The 23,816-nt window shown below is 48.5% G+C and carries 21 protein-coding genes, 1 tRNA gene and 1 riboswitch; of the genes, 14 read left to right on the top strand and 8 right to left on the bottom strand.

Annotated features, from left to right (window positions below; genetic code table 11):
- Window positions 1-94: 94 nt before the first annotated feature.
- From CSR02_RS04615 to CSR02_RS04605, 3 genes are all read right to left on the bottom strand, one after another.
- Entirely contained in the window at window positions 95-1,033 is a 939-nt protein-coding gene (locus CSR02_RS04615; protein ID WP_099540736.1) for a polyprenyl synthetase family protein, read from the bottom strand.
- Between the two features lies 1 nt (window position 1,034).
- Window positions 1,035-1,289: an exodeoxyribonuclease VII small subunit gene (locus CSR02_RS04610; protein WP_095045845.1), complete on the bottom strand. Its 255-nt coding sequence runs from the start codon at window positions 1,287-1,289 to the stop codon at window positions 1,035-1,037.
- 70 nt (window positions 1,290-1,359) lie between these two features.
- Window positions 1,360-1,611 (bottom strand): sulfurtransferase TusA family protein, encoded by a 252-nt coding sequence (locus CSR02_RS04605; protein WP_099540735.1) that lies wholly within the window; start codon window positions 1,609-1,611, stop codon window positions 1,360-1,362.
- A 115-nt stretch (window positions 1,612-1,726) separates the two neighbouring features.
- On the opposite strand from CSR02_RS04605, the gene CSR02_RS04600 reads away from it, so the two are divergent.
- Window positions 1,727-2,620: an ROK family protein gene (locus CSR02_RS04600; protein WP_099540734.1), complete on the top strand. Its 894-nt coding sequence runs from the start codon at window positions 1,727-1,729 to the stop codon at window positions 2,618-2,620.
- A 25-nt stretch (window positions 2,621-2,645) separates the two neighbouring features.
- On the opposite strand, the gene CSR02_RS04595 is transcribed toward CSR02_RS04600, so the two are convergent.
- Window positions 2,646-3,437: an RlmE family RNA methyltransferase gene (locus CSR02_RS04595; RefSeq protein WP_099540733.1), complete on the bottom strand. Its 792-nt coding sequence runs from the start codon at window positions 3,435-3,437 to the stop codon at window positions 2,646-2,648.
- The gene (locus CSR02_RS04590) at window positions 3,434-4,558 is read right to left on the bottom strand and encodes a Ppx/GppA phosphatase family protein (protein WP_099540732.1); all 1,125 of its coding nucleotides are present in this window, start codon (window positions 4,556-4,558) and stop codon (window positions 3,434-3,436) included. Before CSR02_RS04590 ends, CSR02_RS04595 begins: the two co-directional genes overlap by 4 nt.
- A 193-nt stretch (window positions 4,559-4,751) precedes the next feature.
- Between CSR02_RS04590 and CSR02_RS04585 the strand changes: the two genes are divergently transcribed.
- The 3 genes from CSR02_RS04585 to fdhD all read left to right on the top strand — a co-directional run bounded on the left by CSR02_RS04585 (window position 4,752) and on the right by fdhD (window position 6,427).
- Window positions 4,752-4,825 (top strand) — tRNA-Gln (locus tag CSR02_RS04585).
- Window positions 4,826-4,973: 148 nt separating this feature from the next.
- Window positions 4,974-5,603, top strand: a complete 630-nt coding sequence (gene mobA, locus CSR02_RS04580; protein WP_099540731.1) for a molybdenum cofactor guanylyltransferase — start codon at window positions 4,974-4,976, stop codon at window positions 5,601-5,603.
- Complete coding sequence (gene fdhD / locus CSR02_RS04575) at window positions 5,603-6,427, top strand: formate dehydrogenase accessory sulfurtransferase FdhD (protein ID WP_099540730.1); 825 nt, start codon at window positions 5,603-5,605, stop codon at window positions 6,425-6,427. The genes mobA and fdhD overlap by 1 nt, the downstream gene beginning before the upstream one ends.
- 28 nt (window positions 6,428-6,455) lie before the next feature.
- Here fdhD and CSR02_RS04570 read toward each other — a convergent pair whose 3' ends face one another.
- Window positions 6,456-7,067 carry a glutathione binding-like protein gene (locus CSR02_RS04570; protein ID WP_099540729.1) on the bottom strand — a complete coding sequence of 204 codons (612 nt, stop codon included), beginning with the start codon at window positions 7,065-7,067 and terminating at the stop codon, window positions 6,456-6,458.
- Window positions 7,068-7,243: 176 nt separating this feature from the next.
- A riboswitch (yybP-ykoY riboswitch) is annotated at window positions 7,244-7,422 on the top strand.
- A 5-nt stretch (window positions 7,423-7,427) separates the two neighbouring features.
- Here CSR02_RS04570 and CSR02_RS04565 point away from each other — a divergent pair.
- On the top strand, window positions 7,428-8,021 hold the full coding sequence (locus CSR02_RS04565) for a manganese efflux pump MntP (protein ID WP_042787363.1): 594 nt from the start codon (window positions 7,428-7,430) through the stop codon (window positions 8,019-8,021).
- A gap of 42 nt (window positions 8,022-8,063) precedes the next feature.
- Here the strand turns inward: CSR02_RS04565 and CSR02_RS04560 are convergent, their stop codons facing one another.
- On the bottom strand, window positions 8,064-8,738 hold the full coding sequence (locus CSR02_RS04560; RefSeq protein ID WP_099540728.1) for a TetR/AcrR family transcriptional regulator: 675 nt from the start codon (window positions 8,736-8,738) through the stop codon (window positions 8,064-8,066).
- A 617-nt stretch (window positions 8,739-9,355) separates the two neighbouring features.
- Here CSR02_RS04560 and CSR02_RS04555 point away from each other — a divergent pair.
- The 7 genes from CSR02_RS04555 to CSR02_RS04525 all read left to right on the top strand — a co-directional run bounded on the left by CSR02_RS04555 (window position 9,356) and on the right by CSR02_RS04525 (window position 20,979).
- Window positions 9,356-11,053: an NAD(P)-binding protein gene (locus CSR02_RS04555; protein ID WP_099540727.1), complete on the top strand. Its 1,698-nt coding sequence runs from the start codon at window positions 9,356-9,358 to the stop codon at window positions 11,051-11,053.
- Between the two features lies 1 nt (window position 11,054).
- On the top strand, window positions 11,055-14,642 hold the full coding sequence (nifJ, locus tag CSR02_RS04550) for a pyruvate:ferredoxin (flavodoxin) oxidoreductase (RefSeq protein WP_099540726.1): 3,588 nt from the start codon (window positions 11,055-11,057) through the stop codon (window positions 14,640-14,642).
- Between the two features lie 17 nt (window positions 14,643-14,659).
- Window positions 14,660-15,670 carry a dihydroorotate dehydrogenase-like protein gene (locus CSR02_RS04545; RefSeq protein ID WP_099540725.1) on the top strand — a complete coding sequence of 337 codons (1,011 nt, stop codon included), beginning with the start codon at window positions 14,660-14,662 and terminating at the stop codon, window positions 15,668-15,670.
- Between the two features lie 17 nt (window positions 15,671-15,687).
- On the top strand, window positions 15,688-16,695 hold the full coding sequence (locus CSR02_RS04540) for a bifunctional enoyl-CoA hydratase/phosphate acetyltransferase (protein ID WP_099540724.1): 1,008 nt from the start codon (window positions 15,688-15,690) through the stop codon (window positions 16,693-16,695).
- Between the two features lie 30 nt (window positions 16,696-16,725).
- On the top strand, window positions 16,726-17,928 hold the full coding sequence (locus tag CSR02_RS04535; protein ID WP_099540723.1) for an acetate/propionate family kinase: 1,203 nt from the start codon (window positions 16,726-16,728) through the stop codon (window positions 17,926-17,928).
- 97 nt (window positions 17,929-18,025) lie between these two features.
- Complete coding sequence (locus CSR02_RS04530) at window positions 18,026-19,900, top strand: AsmA family protein (RefSeq protein WP_099540722.1); 1,875 nt, start codon at window positions 18,026-18,028, stop codon at window positions 19,898-19,900.
- Window positions 19,897-20,979, top strand: coding sequence for an AI-2E family transporter (locus CSR02_RS04525; protein ID WP_042787355.1), 1,083 nt, complete (start codon window positions 19,897-19,899; stop codon window positions 20,977-20,979). The genes CSR02_RS04530 and CSR02_RS04525 overlap by 4 nt, the downstream gene beginning before the upstream one ends.
- A 52-nt stretch (window positions 20,980-21,031) precedes the next feature.
- On the opposite strand, the gene CSR02_RS04520 is transcribed toward CSR02_RS04525, so the two are convergent.
- Window positions 21,032-21,415, bottom strand: a complete 384-nt coding sequence (locus tag CSR02_RS04520) for a hypothetical protein (protein ID WP_183172712.1) — start codon at window positions 21,413-21,415, stop codon at window positions 21,032-21,034.
- Between the two features lie 483 nt (window positions 21,416-21,898).
- Here CSR02_RS04520 and CSR02_RS04515 point away from each other — a divergent pair, with 483 nt between their 5' ends.
- Together CSR02_RS04515 and CSR02_RS04510 are read left to right on the top strand one after the other, a co-directional pair.
- Complete coding sequence (locus tag CSR02_RS04515) at window positions 21,899-22,246, top strand: hypothetical protein (protein ID WP_042787353.1); 348 nt, start codon at window positions 21,899-21,901, stop codon at window positions 22,244-22,246.
- Window positions 22,243-23,667: a PepSY-associated TM helix domain-containing protein gene (locus tag CSR02_RS04510; RefSeq protein WP_099540721.1), complete on the top strand. Its 1,425-nt coding sequence runs from the start codon at window positions 22,243-22,245 to the stop codon at window positions 23,665-23,667. Before CSR02_RS04515 ends, CSR02_RS04510 begins: the two co-directional genes overlap by 4 nt.
- The last annotated feature ends 149 nt before the right edge of the window (window positions 23,668-23,816 follow it).

The raw sequence follows: 23,816 nt of genomic DNA, 5'->3' as shown, positions 1-23,816 counted from the left end.
GTTGCGCAGGTCCGCAGGATACTGAACCCGGTCCAGCGCAGGAAAACGCCCTAACGTCGGAATCGGTGAAGTGTGGGGCTGATTGGTCATGGGGTCAGTTTTTCCGTTCGATCACATAATAGGCGAGATCACGCAGACGGTCAGCCTGTGCGCCAAAAGGCTTCAGATCTGCAATGGCTTGTTCCGTTACACGCAGGGCTTCGGCTTTTGCACCTTCAATACCCAGAAGAGCAACGAAGGTCGATTTGCCGGAAGCTTCATCCTTGCCTGCCGTCTTGCCAAGTTCTTCTGCCGTGGCTGTTGCATCCAGCACGTCATCCGCAATCTGGAACGCGGCACCAATGTTAGCGCCGTAGGAACGTAGTCGTTGGCGCAGATCAGGAGAGGCCTGACCAAGGATAGCGCCGGATTCTGCAGAATAACGGATCAGGCAGCCAGTTTTGAGGGCATGCAGATGACGAACCTCGTTCAGGGGAAGAGCACGCCCTTCACCTTCCATATCGATCATCTGGCCGCCAACCATGCCAGCAGCACCAGAAGCTTCGGCAAAGGCGGAAATCAGGTCAATACGCACATTTGCATCTGTATGCGTTTGGCTAGCGGCTAGAATTTCGAATGCTTTGGTTTGAAGGGCATCTCCAGCCAGAATGGCTGTGGCCTCATCAAACTTGCGATGCGTGGAAGGCTGGCCCCGGCGCATGTCATCGTCATCCATGGCAGGAAGATCATCATGCACGAGAGAATACGCATGCAGCATTTCAACGGAGGCGGCCACGCGGGCAGACTGGCTTTCTGGAACACCAAAAAGGCTTGCTGTTACGATGGCAAGATAACCGCGCAACCGTTTGCCGCCTCCAAGTGTTGCGTAGCGCATGGCATCTATCAGGCGCGCATCACCACCAGTAGTAGGAGGAAGCAAGGTATCAATCGTGTGTTCAATCACACGGGCGCGGGCACCCATATCCTGTTTTAGGAGAGCGCCATTATCTGCGGCACGATTGATAGTAGGGGGTGTCGGGTTTGTCATCGACATCTCAGTCCATAGGTTTCATGTCCAACGTTCCATCTGAACGCTGGACGATCGCCTGCACGCGGGCCTCAGCCTCGCTAAGCTTGGCCTCACAATGTTGCCGTAGGGCGGCCCCGCGTTCATAGGCAGTTATTGCATCTTCCAGCTTCAGCTGCCCACCTTCCAAGCCGCGCACAATTTTTTCCAGCTCGGAAAGCGCATCCTCGAAAGACAGTGATTTGATGTTGTCCGACATGGCGCGGGGGTTCCTATTCGTCATGAAGGGCAGGCAATAGCCCGATAAGCAGGGGTCTGCCAAGTCTTGGGTGGCGTGAGGCAGGCAGGATTTTTTAGTTCAGCTTGTTTGCGGGGGCACTGGCGCGACATTTTACGGTAAAACAAAAGACACCGTTTTCATCTGTAAATGCAATGAGCGCATGGCCGGTTTCGCGGCAAAAAACCTGAAAATCGGTTATGGAAGCGCGATCTGTTGCCAATATGCGCAGCTTCTCTCCTGGCTGCATGGTCCTGAGCGCGCGGTTGGCCTTGAGCACAGGAAGTGGACAATTCAGCCCGCGTGCGTCAAGAACGGTTTCATTCATCTTGGCTGATTCCTGCCGTGGAAGGTTGGTGGCATATTGTATCTAAAGTGTGCCACTTTCTTTTGCTACAGGAAACATCCTGTTAAAAAGTTAATAAAAACAGTGGGTTGGAAGTATGTCGGATTACCGTCTGGGAATCGATATTGGGGGCACCAAGATCGAGATTGTCGCTCTTGACGCGGAAGGACAGATGGTTTTGCGGCATCGGGTTGGCAATCCTGGCACTTACCAGGGTCTGCTGAGTGAAGTGAAAAAGCTTGTTGATGATGCGCACGCCCGCACCAACCCCTATGCCACAGTGGGGGTTGGTATTCCCGGTGCGGTAGATGCACATACCCGCCTTGTTAAAAATGCGAACGCAACATGGCTGAACGGTAAGCCCTTTGCAGATGATTTGCAGAATGTTTTGGGCTTTCCTGTTCGCGTGGAAAATGATGCCAACTGTTTTGCGCTTTCCGAGGCAACAGATGGAGCTGCGGCTGGGCGTAATGTGGTGTTTGGCGTGATTCTGGGTTCCGGCATGGGAGGTGGCATTATTGTTGAAGGCAAACCTTTAAAGGGTTTGCACGACATTGCCGGAGAATGGGGGCACACCCCTTTGCCGTGGGTGCGTGAAGATGAATTTCCCATGCCAAAATGTTTTTGTGGCAATTCAGGCTGTCTGGAGCGTTTTTTGTGTGGGCCAGCTTTGGCAGAGGCATGGAAAGGGGTGGGGAACCGTAGCGTGCAGGGTATTGAAGATGCCGCCGCTGCAGGTGATGTTGCTGCCCAACACGCTCTGGATTTGTATGTTGACAGGTTAGGGCGGGCCTGTGCCCTTATTGTGAATATTATTGATCCGGATGCAATTGTTTTGGGTGGTGGCGTTTCAAACCTGAACTGCCTGTATGAACGGGTGCCTGAGGTTATGAAAAGGTATGTTATTACGCCTGACTGCCAGACAGAGTTGCTAAAAAACAAACATGGCGACAGTTCAGGCGTAAGGGGAGCCGCTTGGCTTTGGGGATGAGGAAAGCGGGCAGGCTTTGTAAGAACTATACAGCCTGCGTTTTAATGCGATCAGGGCGAAATCCGGTAGCAACTACATAGAGTTCACTGGAATCTTTGCGGCTTGCTGGGGGTTTGGCATGCCGCACCTGTGTGAAGGCCTGCTTCATGGTATTCAGCATTGCTTTTTCAGAGCCACCCTGAAACACTTTGGCAACAAACCCGCCGCCTTCTGCCAGAATATCAAAGGCAAAGTGCAGGGCTTCTTCTGCTAACCCAATAATTCTCACATGGTCTGTCGGGGCGTGGCCTGTTGTGTTGGGGGCCATGTCAGATACAACCAGATCAGCCTTGCCGCCCAGCAGGGCAATAAGGCGCGCATCCATTTCAGGATCCGTAAAATCGCCTTCTATAATTTCCGCACCGCTTACGGGCTCTACGGGCAGAAGATCCACGCCCACAACCTGCGCAGCGCCACGTTTCACCAGAACCTGCGTCCACCCACCAGGAGCAGCACCAAGATCTACAACGCGCATGCCGGGGCGGATAAGGTGGAAGCGATCATCCAACTCAATCAGCTTGAATGCTGCGCGTGAACGCCACCCTTGTTTATGCGCCGCTTGCACGTAGGGATCATTTAACTGTCGAGAGAGCCAACGCTGCTGAGCTGTTGTGCGCCCGCGTGCCGTGCGTAACGAAACCGATTGCGCGCGCATTTTTTGCGGTGCATCAGAATCATTTTGTAGCAGCCTGCTGCCCGGTGTTGCGCTGCTTTTGCGGGCACGGCCAGGCACGCGCAACGTTGAGCTGCCAGTAGGGAGGTTTTTCTTTTCAGTCATAAGCCTGTTGCCTGCATGGAGTGACGGAGATGAGGAGGGATGGATAAAGACGCACGATTACGACGAGAAGCCATGCCCGATTTACCCCGGATCATACGCAAAACCATGCCATCGCGCAGCCCTCTGTCTGCAACAATAATATCTTCTACTGGCCAGACATCATGAATGGCCTCAAAAATAGCGCATCCCGGCAGAACAAACGGAGCGCGGTCAGGGCCAATGCAAGGATGCCGGGCAATGCCAGTTGCCCCCATTTTTTGTAAGGTACGCACTGCCAATCTGGCGCTGGAAGCTGGAAGCAAAGATCCATCAACGGCTGCACGCGCATAACGCGGCAAGTTTAAGATGAGGCTGGCAAGCGTTGTAACTGTGCCGCTTGTGCCAATCAGACGTGTTTGTTTCCGCCGGATTTCTGGCTTGATCCGATAGACATTTTCAAATTCACGTAAATGTTGGCGCGTATAATCCACCATTTTTCGATAGGCGCGGTCATCCGTGCTTTGGGCATGTCCAAATTGCTCTGAGAGTGTAATCACACCTACGGGCAGGCTGAGATATCCGATCAACTCTTCTGTTTGACGAACGGAATCAGTGCGCACCCAAGCAATTTCGGTTGATCCTCCACCAATATCAAAAAGTAAGGCTCGATTGCGTGGAGGCCCAAAACGCGGATTGTGAAGCAGATTAGCGCAGCTTTCTACTGCCAGACACGCTTCTTCCCGCCCGGAAATGATTTTAATATCAAACCCAGTTTGCTGGCGAACGTGTTGGAGAAAATCCTGTCCATTTTCCGCACGGCGGCAAGCTTCGGTTGCAACAGCACGTATTTCCCGCACCGGCCATCTGTTTAGGCGTTCTGCGCAGATATGCAAGGCTTCCATGGTGCGATCCATGGCAGCTTTATGGAGCTTGCCGGTATGGTGCAGACCTTCTCCTAATTTTACCATTCTGCTGTAGCTATCTACAACCCGAAAACCGCCTGCTGTTTGGGTGGCAACCATTAAGCGGCAATTGTTTGTTCCCAGATCAAGCGCTGCAAAAAGATCTTCCTCTCCACTGGCTAATGGAGAGGACAATACAAATCTGCCAGACCGGCCGGTCCAGGAAGGGGGACGATCCATCTGTCCGGTCCTTAAACGAGAAGTTAATCCATATTGTTTCTTATTTTGGGCTCTCACGCGCAGGGAGCAAGACAAATATGTGACAAAATGAAAATTCTTTTGGAAAAGGGGGTTGCATGCTGCAAAGCGCAATGCTAGATGAGCCTCACCGCACGGGAATGCTTCTTGAAAGCTTCTGTAAGGCCCAGTTTGGTGGGGGATAGTTTAGCGGTAGAACTACCGGCTCTGACCCGGTCAGCCCTGGTTCGAATCCAGGTCCCCCAGCCAATTTTTCCTATTAAATAAATAGAAAATGTTCCGTTATCTTATAAGATAATTTTATATTCAGGCGCGCAAAAGCGTGGCCTTGCTGTTTTGCTTGCGTGCAATACAACCGACTCAATAAACACGGCATATTGCGAATAATGGAATAGATATGGCTATAGCAGGACTGGTATTGGCAGGGGGGCAAGCCAGCCGTATGGCTGGGCAGGATAAAGCTTTTCTGGATATAGGGGATAAGCTTTCTCTGGATCGTGTTTTAGTGCGATTGCAACAGGAATGTCATGCCGTAGCCATTAGCGCGAATGGTGATGCCGCACGCTTTAATGTGTGGAAATGCCCTGTTTTGCCCGATAGTGTGCGCGATGTAGGGCCTTTGGCAGGCTTGTTAAGCGGTTTGGAATGGGCCGAGGCCGGTGGTTATGACACGTTGATAACAATACCGGTGGATACGCCTTTTATTCCTGATAAAATTGTTGCCACACTTTTGCCCGCGCCTTCTTATGCGCGTTGTGCTGGGCAGTCTCATCCTTTGGTGGCGGGGTGGCCGGTTTCCTGTCGGCCAATGCTTGCCGCACAATTATCTCATCTGACTCCAGAGAATAAAAAATACCAAACGCGTGTGCGCGTATTTGCCAGTGCGTTAGGTGCGCGTGCAGTAGATTTTCCTTTAATAGGTGGCATGGACCCTTTTATGAATATTAATACGCCTCAGGATCTCATACTTGCGCAAAAATATTGTGTTTCTGCATATCATGCTGGTGCGGTAAAAGAGACAAAGTAATGTCGGAAGATATTATTTTTCCTATAGCGCACCCATATACAGCAAATCGCATCAACTGGATGCACGGGCAGGAAAAAGCCTTGCTTGTGCAAGAGCAACAAATACTTATGGTGGCAGAAGAAGTGCCGCTTGCATTGGTGTATAATGGTATTGATTATGCGGTTATGATGGTAACACCGCATGATATAAATAATTTTATTTTAGGTTTTTCTTTTACTGAAGATATTATTTCTTCTTTTGTAGATTTGCGACAAATACAGGTGACAGCAGAACCTGATGGTTTACGTGCAGATATCCGCATAAGCGCTGCGGCCATGCGCAAAGTTCTGGCACGTACGCGCCGCCCAATAGCTGGGCGCACAGGATGCGGTATTTGCGGTAGTGATATGGAAAGCATAACAAATCGGAAAAAATGCGGTGTGGTGGGGAAGCAGCCAGATATAGGTGCAGTTCATAAAGCATTGGAAAATTTACGAGATCATCAGGTTTTAAACAAAGGTGTAGGCATGCTGCATGCAGCAGCATGGTGCCAATCTGATGGGCATATTTTACATATTAGGGAAGATGTCGGCCGACATAATGCGCTTGATAAGCTGATAGGGCATGGGTTGCAAAATCAGGTAAATTTTACAGAAGGATTTTGTTTCCTGACAAGCCGCTGTTCTTATGAGATGGCAGCAAAAGCCATAGCAGCAGGCATGTCGGCTGTGGTGTCACTTTCTGCGCCAACAGCACTAGCTGTGCGCACTGCGCGTGCGGCAGGCTTGGTGCTGATTTCCCCAGCACGTGCAACGGGCATGTATGTGGTTTCTCCTGCTCAGTAAATAATGGTAGAGCAGGAGAAAAGTATTTTTATACTAGACCTTCAGCTTTAAGGGCCGCTTGCGTAGCAGGGCGATTAAATACTTTATCTCGCAGCGTTCGCGCTTTGGGGTAGGCTGAAAGATCAATATTTAAAGGTGTGGCCCAGCTTAAAATAACAGCCATAAGTGCATCGGGTTGGCTAAATCCGGCAGGAAGCAAATAGTCGGTGCCATTTGTTTCCAGAAGTTGTTCAAGCTGTTCAAGGCGCCGTGTCACAGTTTTCAGGCACAGCGCATATGTGGCCTCGGAAAGGTCGGGCGTAAAAAGCATACCAAACGCGCTGTGGACATCTTCGCAAAATCCAAGTGCTTCTAACAGGCGAGAACGGTCCAGAGACGTGGGGGCTGGACGAAATGCGGCAATATCAGAAAGATCACCAATATAGGGGAGGATAGCCACATTCTGGGTCAGTACAACACCTGGTGAAATTTCTATGGCAGGTACCGCCCCGCGAGGATTGATTTTTAGATAATCACGACCGTCTTCCAATGTTTTGGTTTTGAGATTGACCTTCTCCAAACCAAAAGGAAGGCGTGTTTCATTCAGAATAATGTGGGAGGCCAAAGAGCAGGCACCCGGTGTATAATACAATTTTATCATAGGTTTTTTAGCCCTTTTTATCTGATATGCATCTTGCGTTATCGGAGTTCAGCATATTAACGGCTGGTTTAATGCAACGTTCACTTTCTGATATTGAATTCTTACGAACTCTATATCTGTTGTGCAACGTCTTATGGATTAAGCTATTGCAGAATATATATGATGTTGATAGAGAGGCTGCGTTCATTGGGGAGTAGCCACCCTCTGTTGCAGAGGGGTCTTCGTCAACATACTTGGTCAGTAGACCATGGCGGAGACAGCGTTTTAAAAAACGCCAAGCAAGACCAACGGCATTCTTGCCTTAGCTGTGGCCGGGGGCAGGTGTGTGCTGTTTGTGTTTTGCGGCCCTTGGACTTGTTTATGACTGGTATTTTCACGCTCGGTGTTTTGGGGCTTTCCCTTTCTGTGGATGCATTTGCAGCTGCGGTTGGTAAAGGTGCCAGCGTTAAACACGCACGTTGGAATGATGCTTTACGCATTGGTGCTGTATTTGGCTTTTTTGAAGCCATTACCCCAGTTGTGGGGTGGGTGCTTGGCTTGGCATTAAGTACGTGGATTGCCGCGGTAGATCATTGGATAGCGTTTGTGTTGTTGTGCGGTATTGGCGGCAACATGATCCGTCTGGCCATGAAAGATGAGCCAGTGGAAGAAGCTGTGGCTGCGCAACCCAACAAAGTTTCTGGCCGTGGGGTATGGGGGCTTATTGGTACAGCCTTGGCAACCAGTATAGATGCTACCGCAGTTGGGGTGAGTTTGGGTGTGATGCAGGTGAATATTTTATCCGCCTGTTTGGTTATTGGCGCAGTTACCACGATTATGGCAACAGCAGGTGTTATGCTGGGGCGGCATGCCAGTGTATGGATCGGCCGTTATGCAGAAATTTGTGGCGGCATTGCACTTATGCTGATTGGTTGCTCCATCCTGTACACGCATCTTACTTCTGCGGCAGGATAAAACATAAAGCAACGCAAGGGCATAAAGTGGAATAATACCAGTTTATGCCGTAGCTGCGGCTGCCGCGCGAATAGCCGCCGCCGCCATGCCCGCCGTAAGTTGAGAGGTTTGGTCAATATCAACCAAAGGGTTGCGTGCAATATAAAGCAATCCCTCCAGCGCTGTCGTTAAGACAGAAGCGGCAATAAAATCCATACGTTCTGGAGATGTGTTTTTCATGGGAACCAGCCTGAGCAGATTTTGCTTCAGATCATCCAGCATTTCACGTATTTCGGCCATGTTAAAAAGTTTGGCTCTGATATGGTGCTGGTTAAGTTCCAGAAAATGCGGTGCGCCACTAATACTTAAAAGTTCACGAAAGGCCGCGCATTGGCCTTTCTGGAGCATTATATCCAGATTATCTTCTTCCTGCCGTGCCATGCGGGATGCATTTCCTACGCGTTGCGCAACTTTTACAAGAATAATGTCAAAGATAGTTTCTTTGGTTTTATAGTAATTATAAAAGCTTCCAGGCGAAACGTTGCTTAAGGCAACAATATCCCGAACAGTTGCAGCATCCAGGCCAATGCTGGAAAATACTTTCCATGCTGCACTTTCAAAAGATTCCTGCTTGAAGGCACGTGTCATTTCGCGTTTTTGAGAAGCGCGATAGGACTTTTTGGGCTTGGGTGTGGTAGGTATAGCCTTGGTAGCAGGCTTTTGCAGGTGTTCTGTCAATTTCTCACAAACTCCAAGATCCTTCTCGCCCCTGCTATTTACAATAAATTCTTCCTGCCTGAAAGCAGCAATAAAACTCTGAAGGAAAATAATGTATTTATCAATGAATTACACAAAATATTATATAATTATCATAAAATAAAGCACAATATAAGTAATAATAAAAACAAAATACAAACAAAACATATATATTTATCTATTCATTGTAATAATTTACATGAGTTTGTAGTTAAATAACATTTTTTGAATGTAATATATCGAATGGATTTCATGGCGTAAGAATAGTCTATTGAAGATAAGAAATAGAAAATAGGCATTATAAAAATTGAATTAAATGTCAAATTTATTATTCTTCAAAATACAGAACTGTTTTGGTTCTTATTTCCTTTATGAATAGGTTTTATCACCTCAAAATGATTCCGAATGAAAATTATTTGCAAAAAAAAATCAAATCGGAAAATATGTTTTATAAAATTAAAGTTGACGTTTTATTCGATTTTTGTCTTCCTGTGTAAATCGCATTGCGGTGCATGTATATATTTTCGAAATGTGCTCCGTAAACGCGCATTGCATGCGCATGGTCATTTATTGACCACGGGGATCGGGAGAGAACCTACATGACAATAAAGCTGCACGACATGACACAGGTCATGCAGGATACAACACGCAAAGGTGTTGGAAGCTCTCGATGGCAAAGGCCGGTTTACAAGCACTTTTTGCCACCCTGTAATCATGCCTGTCCCGCAGGGGAAGATATTCAGGGCTGGTTAGCGCATGCACAAGCAGGAGAATATGAACAAGCCTGGCGCGCACTTACGGAAAACAACCCCATGCCTGCGGTGCATGGTCGGGCCTGTTACCACCCATGTGAGAGTGGCTGTAATCGTGGGAGTTTGGACGGCGCGGTATCCATACACGCAGTAGAGCGGTTTTTGGGCGATCTGGCCGTGCAGAACGGCTGGAATTTTCAGTCGGCGCCTTCAACCGGCAAAAAAGTGCTTATTGTTGGAAGCGGTCCGGCTGGGCTGTCCTGCGCCTATCATCTTGCCAAGCTGGGGCATCAGGTGGAAATCCATGAAGCCGCAGCAGAACCGGGTGGGATGATGATGCATGGCATCCCGGCTTACAGGCTGCCACGCCAACCTCTTAAAGATGAGATTGCCAGAATAACATCCATGCCGGGTGTTACGCTGCGCTGCAATGTACGAGTGGATGATATAGAGCAGGCACGCCAGCAAGGTGGGTTTGATGCTATATTTGTGGCTGTCGGGGCACAATTGGGCAACCATCTGGATATTCCCGCAACAGATGGCAAAAAATTAGTGGATGCCGTAAGCCTGCTGGATGACGTAAGCAAAGGTGAAAGACCTCAGCTGGGCAGCCGTGTTGCCATTATTGGGGGTGGCAATGTGGCTATGGATGCAGCCCGTACAGCAGAACGTTTGGGCGCCAGAGATACGGTGCTGATTTTCCGCTATGATCCCAAACATATGGAAGCTTTGCCGAGCGAGGCAGAGGCGGCATTTGCCGAAGGCGTTAAAATTGAATGGCTCAGTGTTGCCGATCATTTTGGTGCTGATGGGGTAACAGTTGAAAAAGTGACCATGAACCCAGATGGCAGCGTAACCCCCACGGGGCAGACCATGCATCTGCCCGCAGATGCGGTGGTGATGGCTGTGGGGCAGCATAGTGATCTGGCACTGCTTAAAGCCGCTACTGATATTCGCATAAACAAGAACGATACAGTCGCAGTAGATGCGGCAACGCTCATGACAGGGCAGAATGGTATTTTTGCCGGTGGGGACTGTATAGGTGGTGCGCGCACCATGACAACCGCTACAGGCCACGGAAAGCTGGCAGCACGTGCTATAGATGCCTATTTGGCTGGGCACCATTATGTGCACCCGGCGGCACATCCGCTTGTCTCATTTGATATGCTGCACCTGCCTGATTACACACAGGCAGACCGAAGCCAGCAGCCGGAACGGCCCTTAACGGAACGCGCCGGATTTGATGAAATATTCGCCGGTCTGGATGAAAAAACGGCCCGCTATGAAGCGGGTAGGTGCCTCTCCTGTGGCAACTGTTTTGAATGTGACAATTGCTATGCCTCTTGCCCTGAACAAGCCATTACGCGGCTAGGGCCAGGGAAGGGATATGCCGTTGCCATGGATTTATGTACCGGATGCGCCGTTTGTGCAGAACAATGCCCCTGCCATGCCATTGAGATGGACCCGGAACCACGAGAGGCCACACCTACCAAGGGAAGTTTGGGTGAGCCTGTTATGCCTGCGCGCTTCAAGGTGCGTGCATAAAATGGAGAATGTCATGACCGAACACCTCCAGACAATGGATGGCAATACATCAGTTGCGCATATTGCTTATCGTGTGAATGAGGTATGTGCAATTTACCCTATTACGCCTTCATCCCCCATGGCGGAACTGGCCGATACATGGTCTGACCAAGGTGTACAGAATATCTGGGGTGAAGTGCCCGTTGTGCAGGAAATGCAGGCAGAAGGCGGGGCGGCTGGTTGTGTGCATGGTGCTTTGCAAACCGGCGCGCTTACAACAACCTTTACGGCCTCTCAGGGCCTTATGCTCATGCTGCCGAATATGTTCAAAATTGCAGGTGAGCTGACATCAACAGTTTTCTATGTGGCTGCACGCGCATTGGCAGCGGGTGCTTCCTCTATTTTTGGTGACCATCAGGATATCATGGCGGCGCGCTCCACGGGGTTTGCCATGTTGGGCGCGGGCTCGGTGCAGGAATCTCATGATCTGGCGCTGATTGCACAAGCCGCAACCTTGGCTGCGCGTGTTCCCTTTATTCATTTTGCAGATGGTTTTCGTACTTCGCACGAATACAACAGTCTTTCCCTGGTGTCGGATGATGTTATCCGCCAGATGATAGATGATCAGCTCGTGCATGCGCATCGGCAAAGAGCGCTTAACCCGGAACATCCATTTATCCGTGGCACTTGGCAAAATCCTGATACCTATTTTCAGACCAGAGAAGCCGTTAACCCGTTTTATGCGCGCGTGCCTGCATTGGTGCAGGAAAGCATGGATAAGTTTGCATCTCTCACAGGTCGCCAATACAACCTCTATCATTACGTCGGCGCGCCAGATGCTGAACGTGTGGTTATCTCCATGGGTTCTGGCTCCGAAGTGGTGCGGGAGACAGCAAAATGGTTGAACGCACATGGTGAAAAAGTTGGTGCGTTGCAGGTAAGATTATTCCGGCCATTTTCTGCGGAGCATTTTCTAAAAGCGTTACCGGCAAGCGTAAAATCCATTGCTGTTCTGGACCGTACCAAGGAGCCAGGTGCACCAATGGAGCCACTGCATGCAGATGTGGTTGGTGTGCTGGTAGAAGGCGTGGCCAATAACCAGTTCTCGCACATGCCGCGTGTTATCGGTGGGCGGTATGGGCTTTCCTCGCGTGATTTCAGTCCAGCCATGGCGCGGGCTATTTTTGATGAACTGAAAAAGCCCACACCCAAAAATCACTTTACAGTAGGTATTATTGATGACGTTTCACATACCCATCTGGAATATGATGAAACCTTTGATATAGAGCCAGAAGATACGGTACGTTGTCTATTTTATGGTCTTGGTGCAGATGGCACCGTGGGCGCGAACAAGAACAGTGTTAAAATACTAAGCGAAAAACCGGGATGGTATGCTCAGGCTTATTTTGATTATGATTCCCATAAATCTGGCGCAGAAACAGCATCCCATCTTCGGTTTGGCAAATCTCCCATTCAGGCGCCGTACCTTATTCGCCATGCAGATTTTGTAGCCTGCCATAAGTTCGATTTTCTGTTTCGGCGTGACATTCTGGGTGCAGCCAATAATGGCGCCACTTTTCTGCTGAACAGCCCCTATGCGGCAGATAAAGTGTGGGAGCAGATTCCGCGCAAAGTGCAGGATCAGATTGCTGGCAAGAAACTACGGTTTTTTGTGATTGATGCCTCAGATGTAGCGCTCAAGCTTGGTCTGGGACCGCGCGTTAACACCATTTTGCAAACATGCTTCTTCCATCTGTCCAATGTATTACCGCCGGATGAAGCCATTGCTGCCATTAAGGATTCCATCCAGAAAACCTATGGCGCAAAGGGTGATACCGTTGTGCAGCTTAACTTCCGTGCAGTAGATGCGGCTGTGGCGGCTTTGCATGAAGTAACTGTGCCAGCCAAGGCTGAGGGCACATTACCCATGCCACCAGTTGTGCCGGTTTCTGCGCCATTATTTGTGCAGCAGGTGACAGCAGAAATTATGGCGGGCAGGGGAGAGAATATTCCAGTCAGTCGTATTCCTGCAGATGGCACATTTCCGGGTGGCACAACGCAGTATGAAAAACGCAATATTGCGGTAGAAGTGCCAATCTGGAACCCGGATACCTGTATCCAGTGTGGACAGTGTAGTATTGTTTGCCCCCATAGCGTGATCCGCGCCAAAACTTATGAAGACAAGGATCTGGCAAACGCTCCAGAAAGCTTTAAATCCGCGCCAGTGAACGCACGAGGGTATCCTGATACCCGTTTTACCCTTCAGTTCTATGTAGAAGATTGCACAGGTTGTGGTGTGTGCGTTGAAAACTGTCCTGCAATCAACTCCGATGGTGAAACACGCGCCATTAACATGGGCGAGAAATTACCCATTTTGGAACAGGAACGCAGAAATATAGCGTTTTTTGAACATTTACCAGAAGTGGACCGGGCTGCCATTAACGAGGCCAATGTGCGTGGTGTGCAGTTTTTGGAACCTTTGTTTGAGTTCAGTGGTGCCTGTGCAGGATGTGGTGAAACGCCTTACCTGAAACTGATCTCCCAGTTGTTTGGAGACAGATTGCAAATTGCCAATGCAACGGGTTGCTCGGCCATTTATGCCGGCAACACACCTGCGCATGCATGGAAGGCCAATGCACAGGGACGTGGGGTTGCGTGGTCGAACTCACTGTTTGAAGATAACGCAGAATTCGGGCTGGGCTTTCGTTTGGCTGCGGATAAGCAGGAATCTCTCGCTCGGCAATTATTGCAAAAGCAGGCCGATAGTGTAGGGCAGGATCTGGCAACAGCCATTCTGAACGCGCCACAGGTTACAGAAAGTGAGTTTGCGCTCCAGCGCGCCCGCGTAAGCGCGCTCCGCAACAAGTTGGCGGATATGAACACGCCAGAGGCTGCCATGCTGCTTTCTGTTGCAGATTTTCTGATCCGGCGCTCCATCTGGATTGTTGGAGGTGATGGCTGGGCATACGATATTGATTACGGAGGGCTGGATCACGTATTGGCGCAGGGGCGCAATGTCAATGTGATTGTGCTGGATACGGAGGTGTATTCCAACACTGGTGGGCAGTCTTCCAAGGCAACGCCGTTGGGTGCTGCGGCTAAATTTGCCGCGGGTGGCAAACGTGTGCCCCGTAAGGATCTTGCCTTGCAGACAATTGCTTATGGCAATGTGTATGTGGCTCAGATTGCGTTGGGGGCAAACCCGGAACAAGCCATTATCGCAATGCGGGAAGCAGAAGCATATGAGGGGCCATCCCTTATTCTGGCATATTCACAGTGCATTGCGCATGGCATAGATATGCGCACCGGTATGAAGCAGCAGGCCCGCGCTGTGGCATCTGGTTACTGGCCATTGTTCCGGTTTGATCCCACCATGCGTAAAAGCGGGCTTAATCCCTTCCGTCTGGATTCAACACGTCCTCGCATTCCGCTGGAAGATTACGCGTATCGTGAACTCCGGTACAAAACACTTACACGCACACATCCGCAAAATGCAGCGCATTTGTTGGATCAGGCGCAGGCAGCGGCCAATGAACGTTACCGGATTTACGAAGACATGGCCGCCCGTGATGGCAGCCGCTTCCTCCCTCATTGGGAAGATGTGAACTGAGGCCATACGGGAGCAATATGACAATGGATATTCGTACAAACTATCTTGGGTTGAATCTTGCACATCCTGTAGTGGCTTCGGCATCTCCCCTTACTGCGGATTTGGAAAGTATTTTGCGTGTGGCAGATGCCGGTGCATCAGCCATTGTGATGGCCTCTGTTTTTGAAGAGGATATCCGGGCGGAGGAACTGGCGGAAGCAGCATTGTGGGAAACAGGAGAAAACTCCCAGCCCGAAGCATCAGGGTATTTTCCCACCATGCATCATACTGCTCCGCTGGATGGGCGTTTAGCCGTGTTGCGGAATGCAGCAGAAAGGGCTGGGGTGCCGATTATTGCCAGCCTGAATGGGAGCACTCCAGCCGGATGGTTGCGTTTTGCCAAGGATATGGAGCAAGCAGGTGCTGCTGCGATTGAACTCAACTTCTGGCATGTGCCCACCAATCCGGATGAAACAGGCGCACAGGTGGAGGAACGCTGTATACAGGTGCTGCGGGATGTGCGGGCGCAAGTCAAAGTACCCGTTAGCGTCAAACTTTCTCCATTTTTAAGTGCGCCAGGCAATATGGTGAAACGGTTAGCGGAAAGTGGGGCTGATGGTATTGTCCTGTTTAATAGTTTTTATGAGCCTGGGTTACGTTCGATAACAGAAAGCGCTGAGACCGGCTTTGTCCCCAGTGCTGCTTATGAATTACGATTGCCACTGATGTGGGCGGCTTTGCTGTCTGAACATTGTCAGGCAAATTTGGCAATATCCGGAGGGGTTCACTCCGGCCTGGATGTTGCCAAATGTCTGCTGGCAGGGGCGGACGTGGCTATGGTGGCCTCTGTTTTGTTGCAGAAAGGGCCGCAGTATATTTCCACTCTTGTAGAAGAGTTGCAAAGGTGGATGTCTGAGCAAAAGCTTGGGTCTGTAGCGGCATTCAAAGGGCGTATGGCGGCCAAGGGAACAGCCATTCAGGCCGAGGATTTCTTGCGCAAGCAATACAGGCACATTCTATCTGCCCGGCTTCCTGATATTTCAAGATAACTGCAAAGCTCAATGATATGAACAAAATCCTTTCCAGCAAAGATCAGGGTGCACATTACACACAAAATGCGGTGGAAATGCCGGGTCACTCTGCCTCATCCAGCCATCAGGCGTTTGAACAGTTGGTATCACGTGCTGTTCAGTTGCCGGGGTTGGTACCTGTTGGTATTGTGTGGCCATGTGAACAACATGCACTTGAAGGCGCAATGGATGCAGCACAACGCGGCATTATTGAGCCTGTTCTGGTGGGTGATAAGGGTGTTATTGTATCCGTTGCACAGGCAAGCGGGATAGCGTTGGACAAGGCTGTTATTGTTGATGTTGCAACACCGGCAGAAGCGGCTCAGAAGGCAACAGCCTTGGTAAGAGATGGACGCGTGAAAGCCTTGATGAAAGGCAGCCTGCATACCGATCTTTTTATGCATGCAATTGTTGAGGCCGATAGCGGATTGCGCACCAGCAGGCGTATTAGCCATGTATTTGTGCTGGCCGTACCCGATTATGAGGACTTGCTGTTTGTAACAGATGCAGCCATCAATATTTTTCCTGATCTGGATGTAAAGCGCGATATTGTACAAAACGCGATAGATCTGCATAATGGATTAGGGCTGGGCGCACCGCGCGTTGCCGTTCTTTCTGCTGTGGAAACTGTTAATTCCAAAATACCCGGCACAGTGGATGCTGCCTGTTTATGCAAGATGGCAGAGCGGGGGCAAATATGCGGTGGTGTTCTTGATGGTCCCTTGGCTATGGACAATGCCATCAGTCTTGAGGCTGCAAAAATAAAAAAAATTGTTTCTCCTGTAGCTGGGCGCGCGCAAGTTTTGGTCGCCCCAGATCTGGAATCCGGGAACATGTTGGCAAAAAATATGATTTTTATGTCGGGTGCAGATTCCGCAGGTATTGTTTTGGGGGCTTCTGTTCCCGTATTACTAACCAGCCGAGCCAATAGCGTGCAGGCGCGTTTGGCTTCCATAGCCATTGGGGCGCTTTATGCCCATCATCTTGCCAGCGGGCAGAGCTGAAAAATAGCCTAAAAACAAGGAAGTTACTCTGTGCAGGATGTTATTGTTGTTTTTAATAGCGGATCTTCAAGCCTGAAGCTGACGGTTTATGCTTTTTCAGGCCATGTTGATCCGCAGGTTTTACTGCATGGAGAGATTGAAGAGTTTCCAGACCATTCTCAGTTTACGGCCAAAGAGGCTGGGGGAAAACTTCTGGTTCAGGAAAAGTGGCCAGAAACTGGGCTACATATTTTTGGCCATCTTTTTCAGTGGTTTGAGCAATATTCGGGGCAGGGACGTGTGCTGGCTGTAGGGCACCGCATTGTACACGGTGGGGCGGAATTTCTGCAGCCAGTTAAAATTACACTGGATACGCTCAGGCAGCTGGATAAGCTCACACCGTTTGATCCATTGCATCAGGCTGCTACGTTGGCCCCCGCAAAAGCTATTTTTGAAAAACGTCCAGATATTTTGCAGGTGGCCTGTTTTGATACCACCTTTCATCAAACTATCCCGGAAATGGCGCGGCTTTTGCCGCTTCCGCGGCGTTATGCAGAGCATGGCATACGGCGCTATGGGTTTCACGGTATTTCATACAGCTATATTGCAGGCCGTTTGGCAGAGGTTGATCCTGCGTTGGCACAGGGGCGCACTATTGTTGCGCATCTTGGCAGTGGTGCCAGCCTATGTGCATTGCGTGCAAGCAAAAGCCTGGAAACAACCATGGGTTTTTCCGCGCTTGATGGGTTGATGATGGGAACGCGTTGCGGTGCCATAGATCCAGGCGCGTTACTTTATATGGTGCAATCTGAAAAAGCGGATTGGAAAACGCTGGTTACCACGCTGTATCATCAATCGGGCTTGTTGGGTGTTTCTGGCGTTTCATCCGATATGCGTATTTTGCGCGCAACATTGGCGCAAAGTCAGGATGCCGTGCAGCGTAAACAGGTTTCAGAAGCGCTTGAGCTATTTGTTTATCGGATTGTGCAAGAAATTGGTGCATTAATGGCCATTATGGGTGGCGTGGACGGCATTGTGTTTACCGCAGGCATTGGTGAGCATGATGAATGTTTGCGCGCAGATGTCTGTCACGCACTGGCATGGATGGGCGTGGAAATTGATAAGGCTGCCAATGCAGCGCATGCGCCTGTGATCAGTAAGCCAGATAGCAAGATAAAAATTCGTGTTATGCCAACAAATGAAGAACTACAAATATATCGTAGTGTTCTGCCTTTTCTTGAATCAGAAAGATAATTTTAAATATACAGATCTGAAAGAAAATAATTCCGTGGAAATTTTTATAATATTTCCGCATTGTACCTTCAGATAAATTGTTGGGAAAGGTAATTGTATGCCCCGTTGGGTATGGCTGGCCGGGAGCGTTCTGGCTGTTTCTGGTGTAGCCGCTGGCATGCTGGTTGCTGGGCTTCCGCGGTATAATCTGGCGCATATTGCTTCAGATAAGATAAGTGCGTCACTTGGTCGAAAAACCCAGATTGAGGCACTGCATGTCCGTTTTGGGCGGTGGATAACGGTAGATCTGGAGAATTTGCATCTGGCCAATATTCCCCAAGGCAGCCGCGCAGATATGATGCGTTTGAAGCATCTGCATGCCCAAATTCTGCTGAGTTCTTTGCTAAGAGGACAAATGCAGGCCCGAGATGTAAAAATTGACGGATTTTCTGGTCTTTTTGAGCGTACGCCTGCGCGTGAACCTAATTGGAGGTTTGGCAAAAAGGCTTCTTCTGCGCCATCTCATCAAAAAGAGCCTAGCGGTAACATATGGTTTCCTGGACTGAGAGATGCAGCTATTACAGATAGCGAGATTATTTATCGTTCAGCACATGGGCGTAGTTACGTAACGGGCCTGCAGGCAGTTACTTTGCATTCGATAAGTGACAGCGCACCTTTGGTAATGGACGTAAACGGAGCATATAACGGCACACCCGTAACATTGCAGGCCAATATGCAGCCAATAGATATTTTGCGGCAGGCAGGTAAGCCTTATGGAACAGATATTCATGCTGCATCAGGCGATTTATCTTTGCATTTGAATGGTACCATGACGGACTTGTTCGATTTTGATGGTATTGATGCAAAGCTGGATTTACAGACAGCAACATCTCGCCCCATCATGGCTTTTGCGGGTGAAACAGAGAGTAAAATGACGCAGCCAGTTACACTTTCTGGGCATTTTACGCATAAAGGTGATGTCTGGCATCTTGATCATACAACCGGTGCGTTAAAGGAAAGCCCGATCCGTAATGCTGATGTGGTGTTTACAGAAGGGGCGACCGGGCAGCCAGATAAGGTTTCGGGTTCCATGGGCTTTTCCCGTCTGAATCTGAATGCTCTTTTGGGGAGTTCTTCTGAAAAAAACAAAACATCTACCAGCGGCATCGATGTGCCGCTACAAGTGCCTTTGCATCCGGATCCACTTATTAACGTTACGCTGGCAGCAGATACGGTGCTGTATAATGCGCTTGTTTTCAAGCAAGCCCAAATCAGTTTTAGCCAGACACCGGGCCGTGTGGATGTAAGTTCCATGCAATTAAATTGGCTTGGATCTGATATTCGGGCATCTGGATATTTGCTGGCTGGCCAGAATGGCACGCGTGTGCAGGCAACTGTGAATGTAGAGAATGCAGATATAGATCAGTTTCGCAAGCAGGCCGGGTTTGCACCTTTTCCTGTTGGAGGAAAGCTGAGTATCCGTGTGTTAACACATGCCGATAATATCCAGACTTTGAACGAAGCCTCGCGCCTTGCCAATGTAACGGCTGCCGTAGGCATGAATACAGGCACAATTTCCCGAGAAGTTATGGATATTGCAACAACAGATGTTGGGGGCCTCTTTCGTGAAAGTAAGGGCAAAGCAGGGGTGTCATGTCTGTTGGGTGCGCTAGAAATGCATCGTGGTAAAGGTATTGTGCAGCCATTACGCATAAAATCAGATGCAGGTAATATTGTGGGAAAAGCAGAGTTTGATCTGAACAGAAAAGCGTTTGAACTGGTTTTTGCCAGTAATGGCGCCAAAGGTTTATTGGCTATGGAAATTCCCGTTATGGTAAGTGGGTCTTTTAGTAGCCCTCATGTAAGTATGGCCAAATGGTCTGGACGAGGACGGGAGCTTTTAAAAGAAGCTGATATGGCAGCACTTCTGCCCCCGGAACTCAAAAGTTTTACGGCAGGTTCAGCCTGTAGCCGTGGAATGCGCGCACAATGATACCAGAGACATCTGCGCCAACACAAAAGCCGGATACAGGCGCAGGAACCCGATCTGTGTTGGTTGCCTTGCTTGCGTGCACTCTTGTATTGGGCGCTATATGGATTTTGGAGCCTTTTATACCGGCTCTTATCTGGGCAGGCACCATTGCAGTTACAATGTGGCCTTTACTGTTGCGTTTGCAGGCGTGGCTGCATGGTAGCCGTAAAATGGCTATTTCCTGTACGCTTCTGGTGGCTGTAGCTTTATTTGTATTGCCATTTTGGATGGCGGTTTCCACTGTCGTCAAGCATGCTAATGCGTTTAACAACATTATTCCCTACATTAAGTCTCTTAAGTTACCTGATCTGCCGGAAAAACTGCGTCATCTACCAATGGTAGGTGAATATCTTGAAAAATGGTGGCTTCACCTGCAAAACATGAAGCCAATGGATATTGTGCAGCAGGCTGTGCCGCAACCAGACCAGATTATGCATTATCTTATGTCTTATGCGGGTAGCATAGGTATGCTTGCAGTACAGTTTTTTCTAACTCTGATTATACTGGCAATATTTTTGGCAAAAGCAGAGTATCTTATAAGCACATCCGAAAAGTTTGTAGGAACATTATCTGGCAAACATGGGCAGGATATGCTGGAACTGGCTGTGCGTACTATCAGAGGGGTAGCATTGGGAGTAACGCTTACTGCCATTGTAGAAAGTCTGGTTGGTGGTGGAGGCATGTATCTTACGGGTGTGCCATGGGCCAGTATTCTTACAGCGGTTACTTTTATGGCCTGTTTGTTGCAGGCGGGACCAGGGGTTACGCTTTTTCCGGCCGTTATCTGGGTTTATTTTGATAAAGGGACTGTGTCAGCAATTGTTCTGCTTGCTATAACGTTTTTAACCATTTTTCTGGATAATATGCTGCGCCCATACCTGATACGGAAACAAGCGGATATTCCGTTGGTTCTTATCATGATGGGAGTTATTGGTGGGTTGGCGGCTTTAGGTTTGGCTGGAATTTTTGTAGGGCCAATGATTCTTTCCATTACATACACATTAATCAAACAATGGATGGAAAGCCATCAGGAAGCCTAATTTAAAAACACCCCAATACTTTACATAGCGTAAAGTATTGGGGTGGTATTATTTAGACTTTTTTATGAGGCTTTGTGGTAAACACACATGCAGCCAAAATAACCATAAGAATTTGCAAGATGCCACTTTGTACAGCATCCTTTTTATCCTGATGCTGAACAGCTTTACGGCTACGCACGCCTGCAATTCCGTGGCTAGCGATAAGGCTTAGTCCCAACCAAGGGCGAGAGGTTTTGCCCCAGCCTTCTTTACGCAGCAGAATAAAACCAAGAATACCAACTAATCCGGCAGACCCCATGGTTGCCAGATGAACAGATTTTTCATTGGTATCCAGTTCCTTGTCTTTGGAGCAAGCGATTATACCTGTCCATGCAGCGCTTAACCCGATAGCGGTAATTTTTAGGGTAGGGAATATACATTTTCTCATCAGGCTCATGGACATGCTTCCTTTTCGCATACACTTGATCTTCGCAGTAAAATTTGAGCCTTCGGAATGGAATTGGCAAGATTGTACAAGATACCCAGCTATGGCCTGAGAGCGGGGCAGTTGTGGAAAGCAAAAAAGATAATATGCCCCTTCTGAGTAGAAAGCGGTGAAGCTTGATGTGCAAAATTTATATTGATAATGATTCTCAATAATGTATGTGTGTGATGCATTTCGCTTTTAACTTTGTGGGATATCCATGGTCGGCATAACTCCCGAATATCTAATGTGGGGCGCAACAGGGGCCACTGTTGCCGGGTGTTGCCTTTTGTATGCGACATCCCGCCATCAACATATTCTTGTATCTCCCCTTCATAAAAAAGGTTTGTTCCGCATAATGGGGTGGGGTGCGCAGGTGCTGTCTTTATGCTGCTTATGGCAGATTAAAAGCAGTGCTACTGCAGTATTTATGCAAATATTGTTGATGATGCTGGCATGGTTACTTGTGCCTTTGGCAGTTACTCTGTTGAAGTGTCGGCAAGCATGAAGAGTAAATATAATTACACAAGCCAGAATTGGTTTCCCAAAGTTACGGCTGCACTTGTACCAGGAAATGTACTGACATTTGGTGTTGTCGGTATTGTTGGTGTTCTGACTCACGTAGATAGTGCCCCAAGAGCAGCTTCTGCACAGTTTTTGGTATGGTTGACCGTTTTACTATGGTGCATTCTTCTGCCACTTTGCTTTTTATTTTCTAATGGCAAACGTGCCTGGAATTATCTATCCATTTCAGCTTTTTGTGCCTGGGCTCTATTTTTTGCCTTAAAGGCTCTACAGATATGAAAATACGCTCTGACATTGTGCAAATGTACAGGGATATTCATAGTTGGGTAGGTATTCTTGCCGGATTATTTTTGTTTGTGGCATTTTACGCTGGAAGCATCAGTATTTTTGAATCATCTCTTCAAAACTGGCTGACAACACCTCCCGACTTACCAGCGCCAGTAGCTATGAAGCAGGTACCGGAGTTGATGCATAAAGCATTTACTGCATATCCTGAAGCACAGCGAGAATATAAAATTGTGCTGTCTCCAACACATTCTTTGCCAGCCAGGCTGATATGGCCTGTAAAAGCTGGACAAAGGCATGCGGGTCCAACAGAGATGGTGGCCGCGGCACTTGCGCCAGATGGCCATTTGATAACAGTAAAATACAAACCATCTGAAGTTGCGCATTTTATAGATAAACTGCACGAAAATGTTGGGCTGCCCGTTTTTATGCCATTTAGCAGATGGTTTATGGGGATTGTTACCTTACTTTATGCCATAGCACTTGTATCTGGCGTAATTATATTTTTGCCTTTGCTGGCAAAAAACCTTTTTGCTTTGCGTCTTGTGCAGGGCACATGGAAGAAATGGCTGGATATTCATAATCTGTTGGGTGTATTTAGCCTGCCGTTTCATATTGTTATTGCGCTTTCCTCAGTGCTTTTTGCGTATTATGGCGTCATTTATGATGTGCAGAGTGCAATGTTTTCTGCTCCAGAACCTATTCCGCATCATATAGCTGCACACCGTATGGCGCAGTCCATTGCACCACTCGCACCCGTTGAGATTGTGGAGGCATTGGCAAAACAGGCTCCCGGATTTGTCCCGGATGTTTTGGACTATGCCACAGCAGAAAAAAATGAGTTGACCTTACGCATAATTGGGCACGATGAGCGCTATATGATGCGTGGCCCTGCTGGTGGTCTTGCGGAACTTGACCCATGGTCAGGAAAAATACTTTCAGCAGATTATATGCCAGGATTACAGTCACGTTCCTTTGGTATTCTTACCACATTTGTTGCACTGCATTTTGGAAGTTTTGGTGGCATTACAGTTAAGATTGGATATGTGATACTTGGGTTTGCAGGCGCTTTTTTGTTTTATTCGGGAAACCGGTTATGGCTGATATCGCGCTATCGGAAAGAACAAAAAAACGGTGCTACAGAGCCAGGAATGGGTACTAAACTTCTTACGCGCTTAACATATGGCAGCATTTTTGGCTGTATTTCAGGTATTTCTGTTATTATCGGCATCGGGCTTCTGAGTTCTTATTCAGGAAGTTTTTTAACAGTCAGCCTACTTTATTATGGTGTTTTCTGTGCGTGTCTGTGCGTGTCTTTTTTAGTGCCGGATCGGCTACGTATTCGTATATTAGGAACATGGTCTTTTATAGCAACAGTTCTTGTTCTGTTTGTTGTTTTATATAAATATTTGTGAATTTTAAATATACTCTGCGGAGTTGTTTTATTTATATTTAAAACTCCGCAGAGTATACCTCTTTAGTGTGGGGCCAGAAATCGACGCGGAAATCTCACAGATGGAGTAATTTTGGATCATTTTCTGGTTGTTCAGGACTTCCTATACGT

This window comes from Acetobacter pomorum (assembly GCF_002738225.1).
GTDB lineage: Bacteria > Pseudomonadota > Alphaproteobacteria > Acetobacterales > Acetobacteraceae > Acetobacter > Acetobacter pomorum.
Note: the sequence above shows the minus strand (reverse complement) of the source record. Positions and strands in the feature narration are given on the sequence as shown.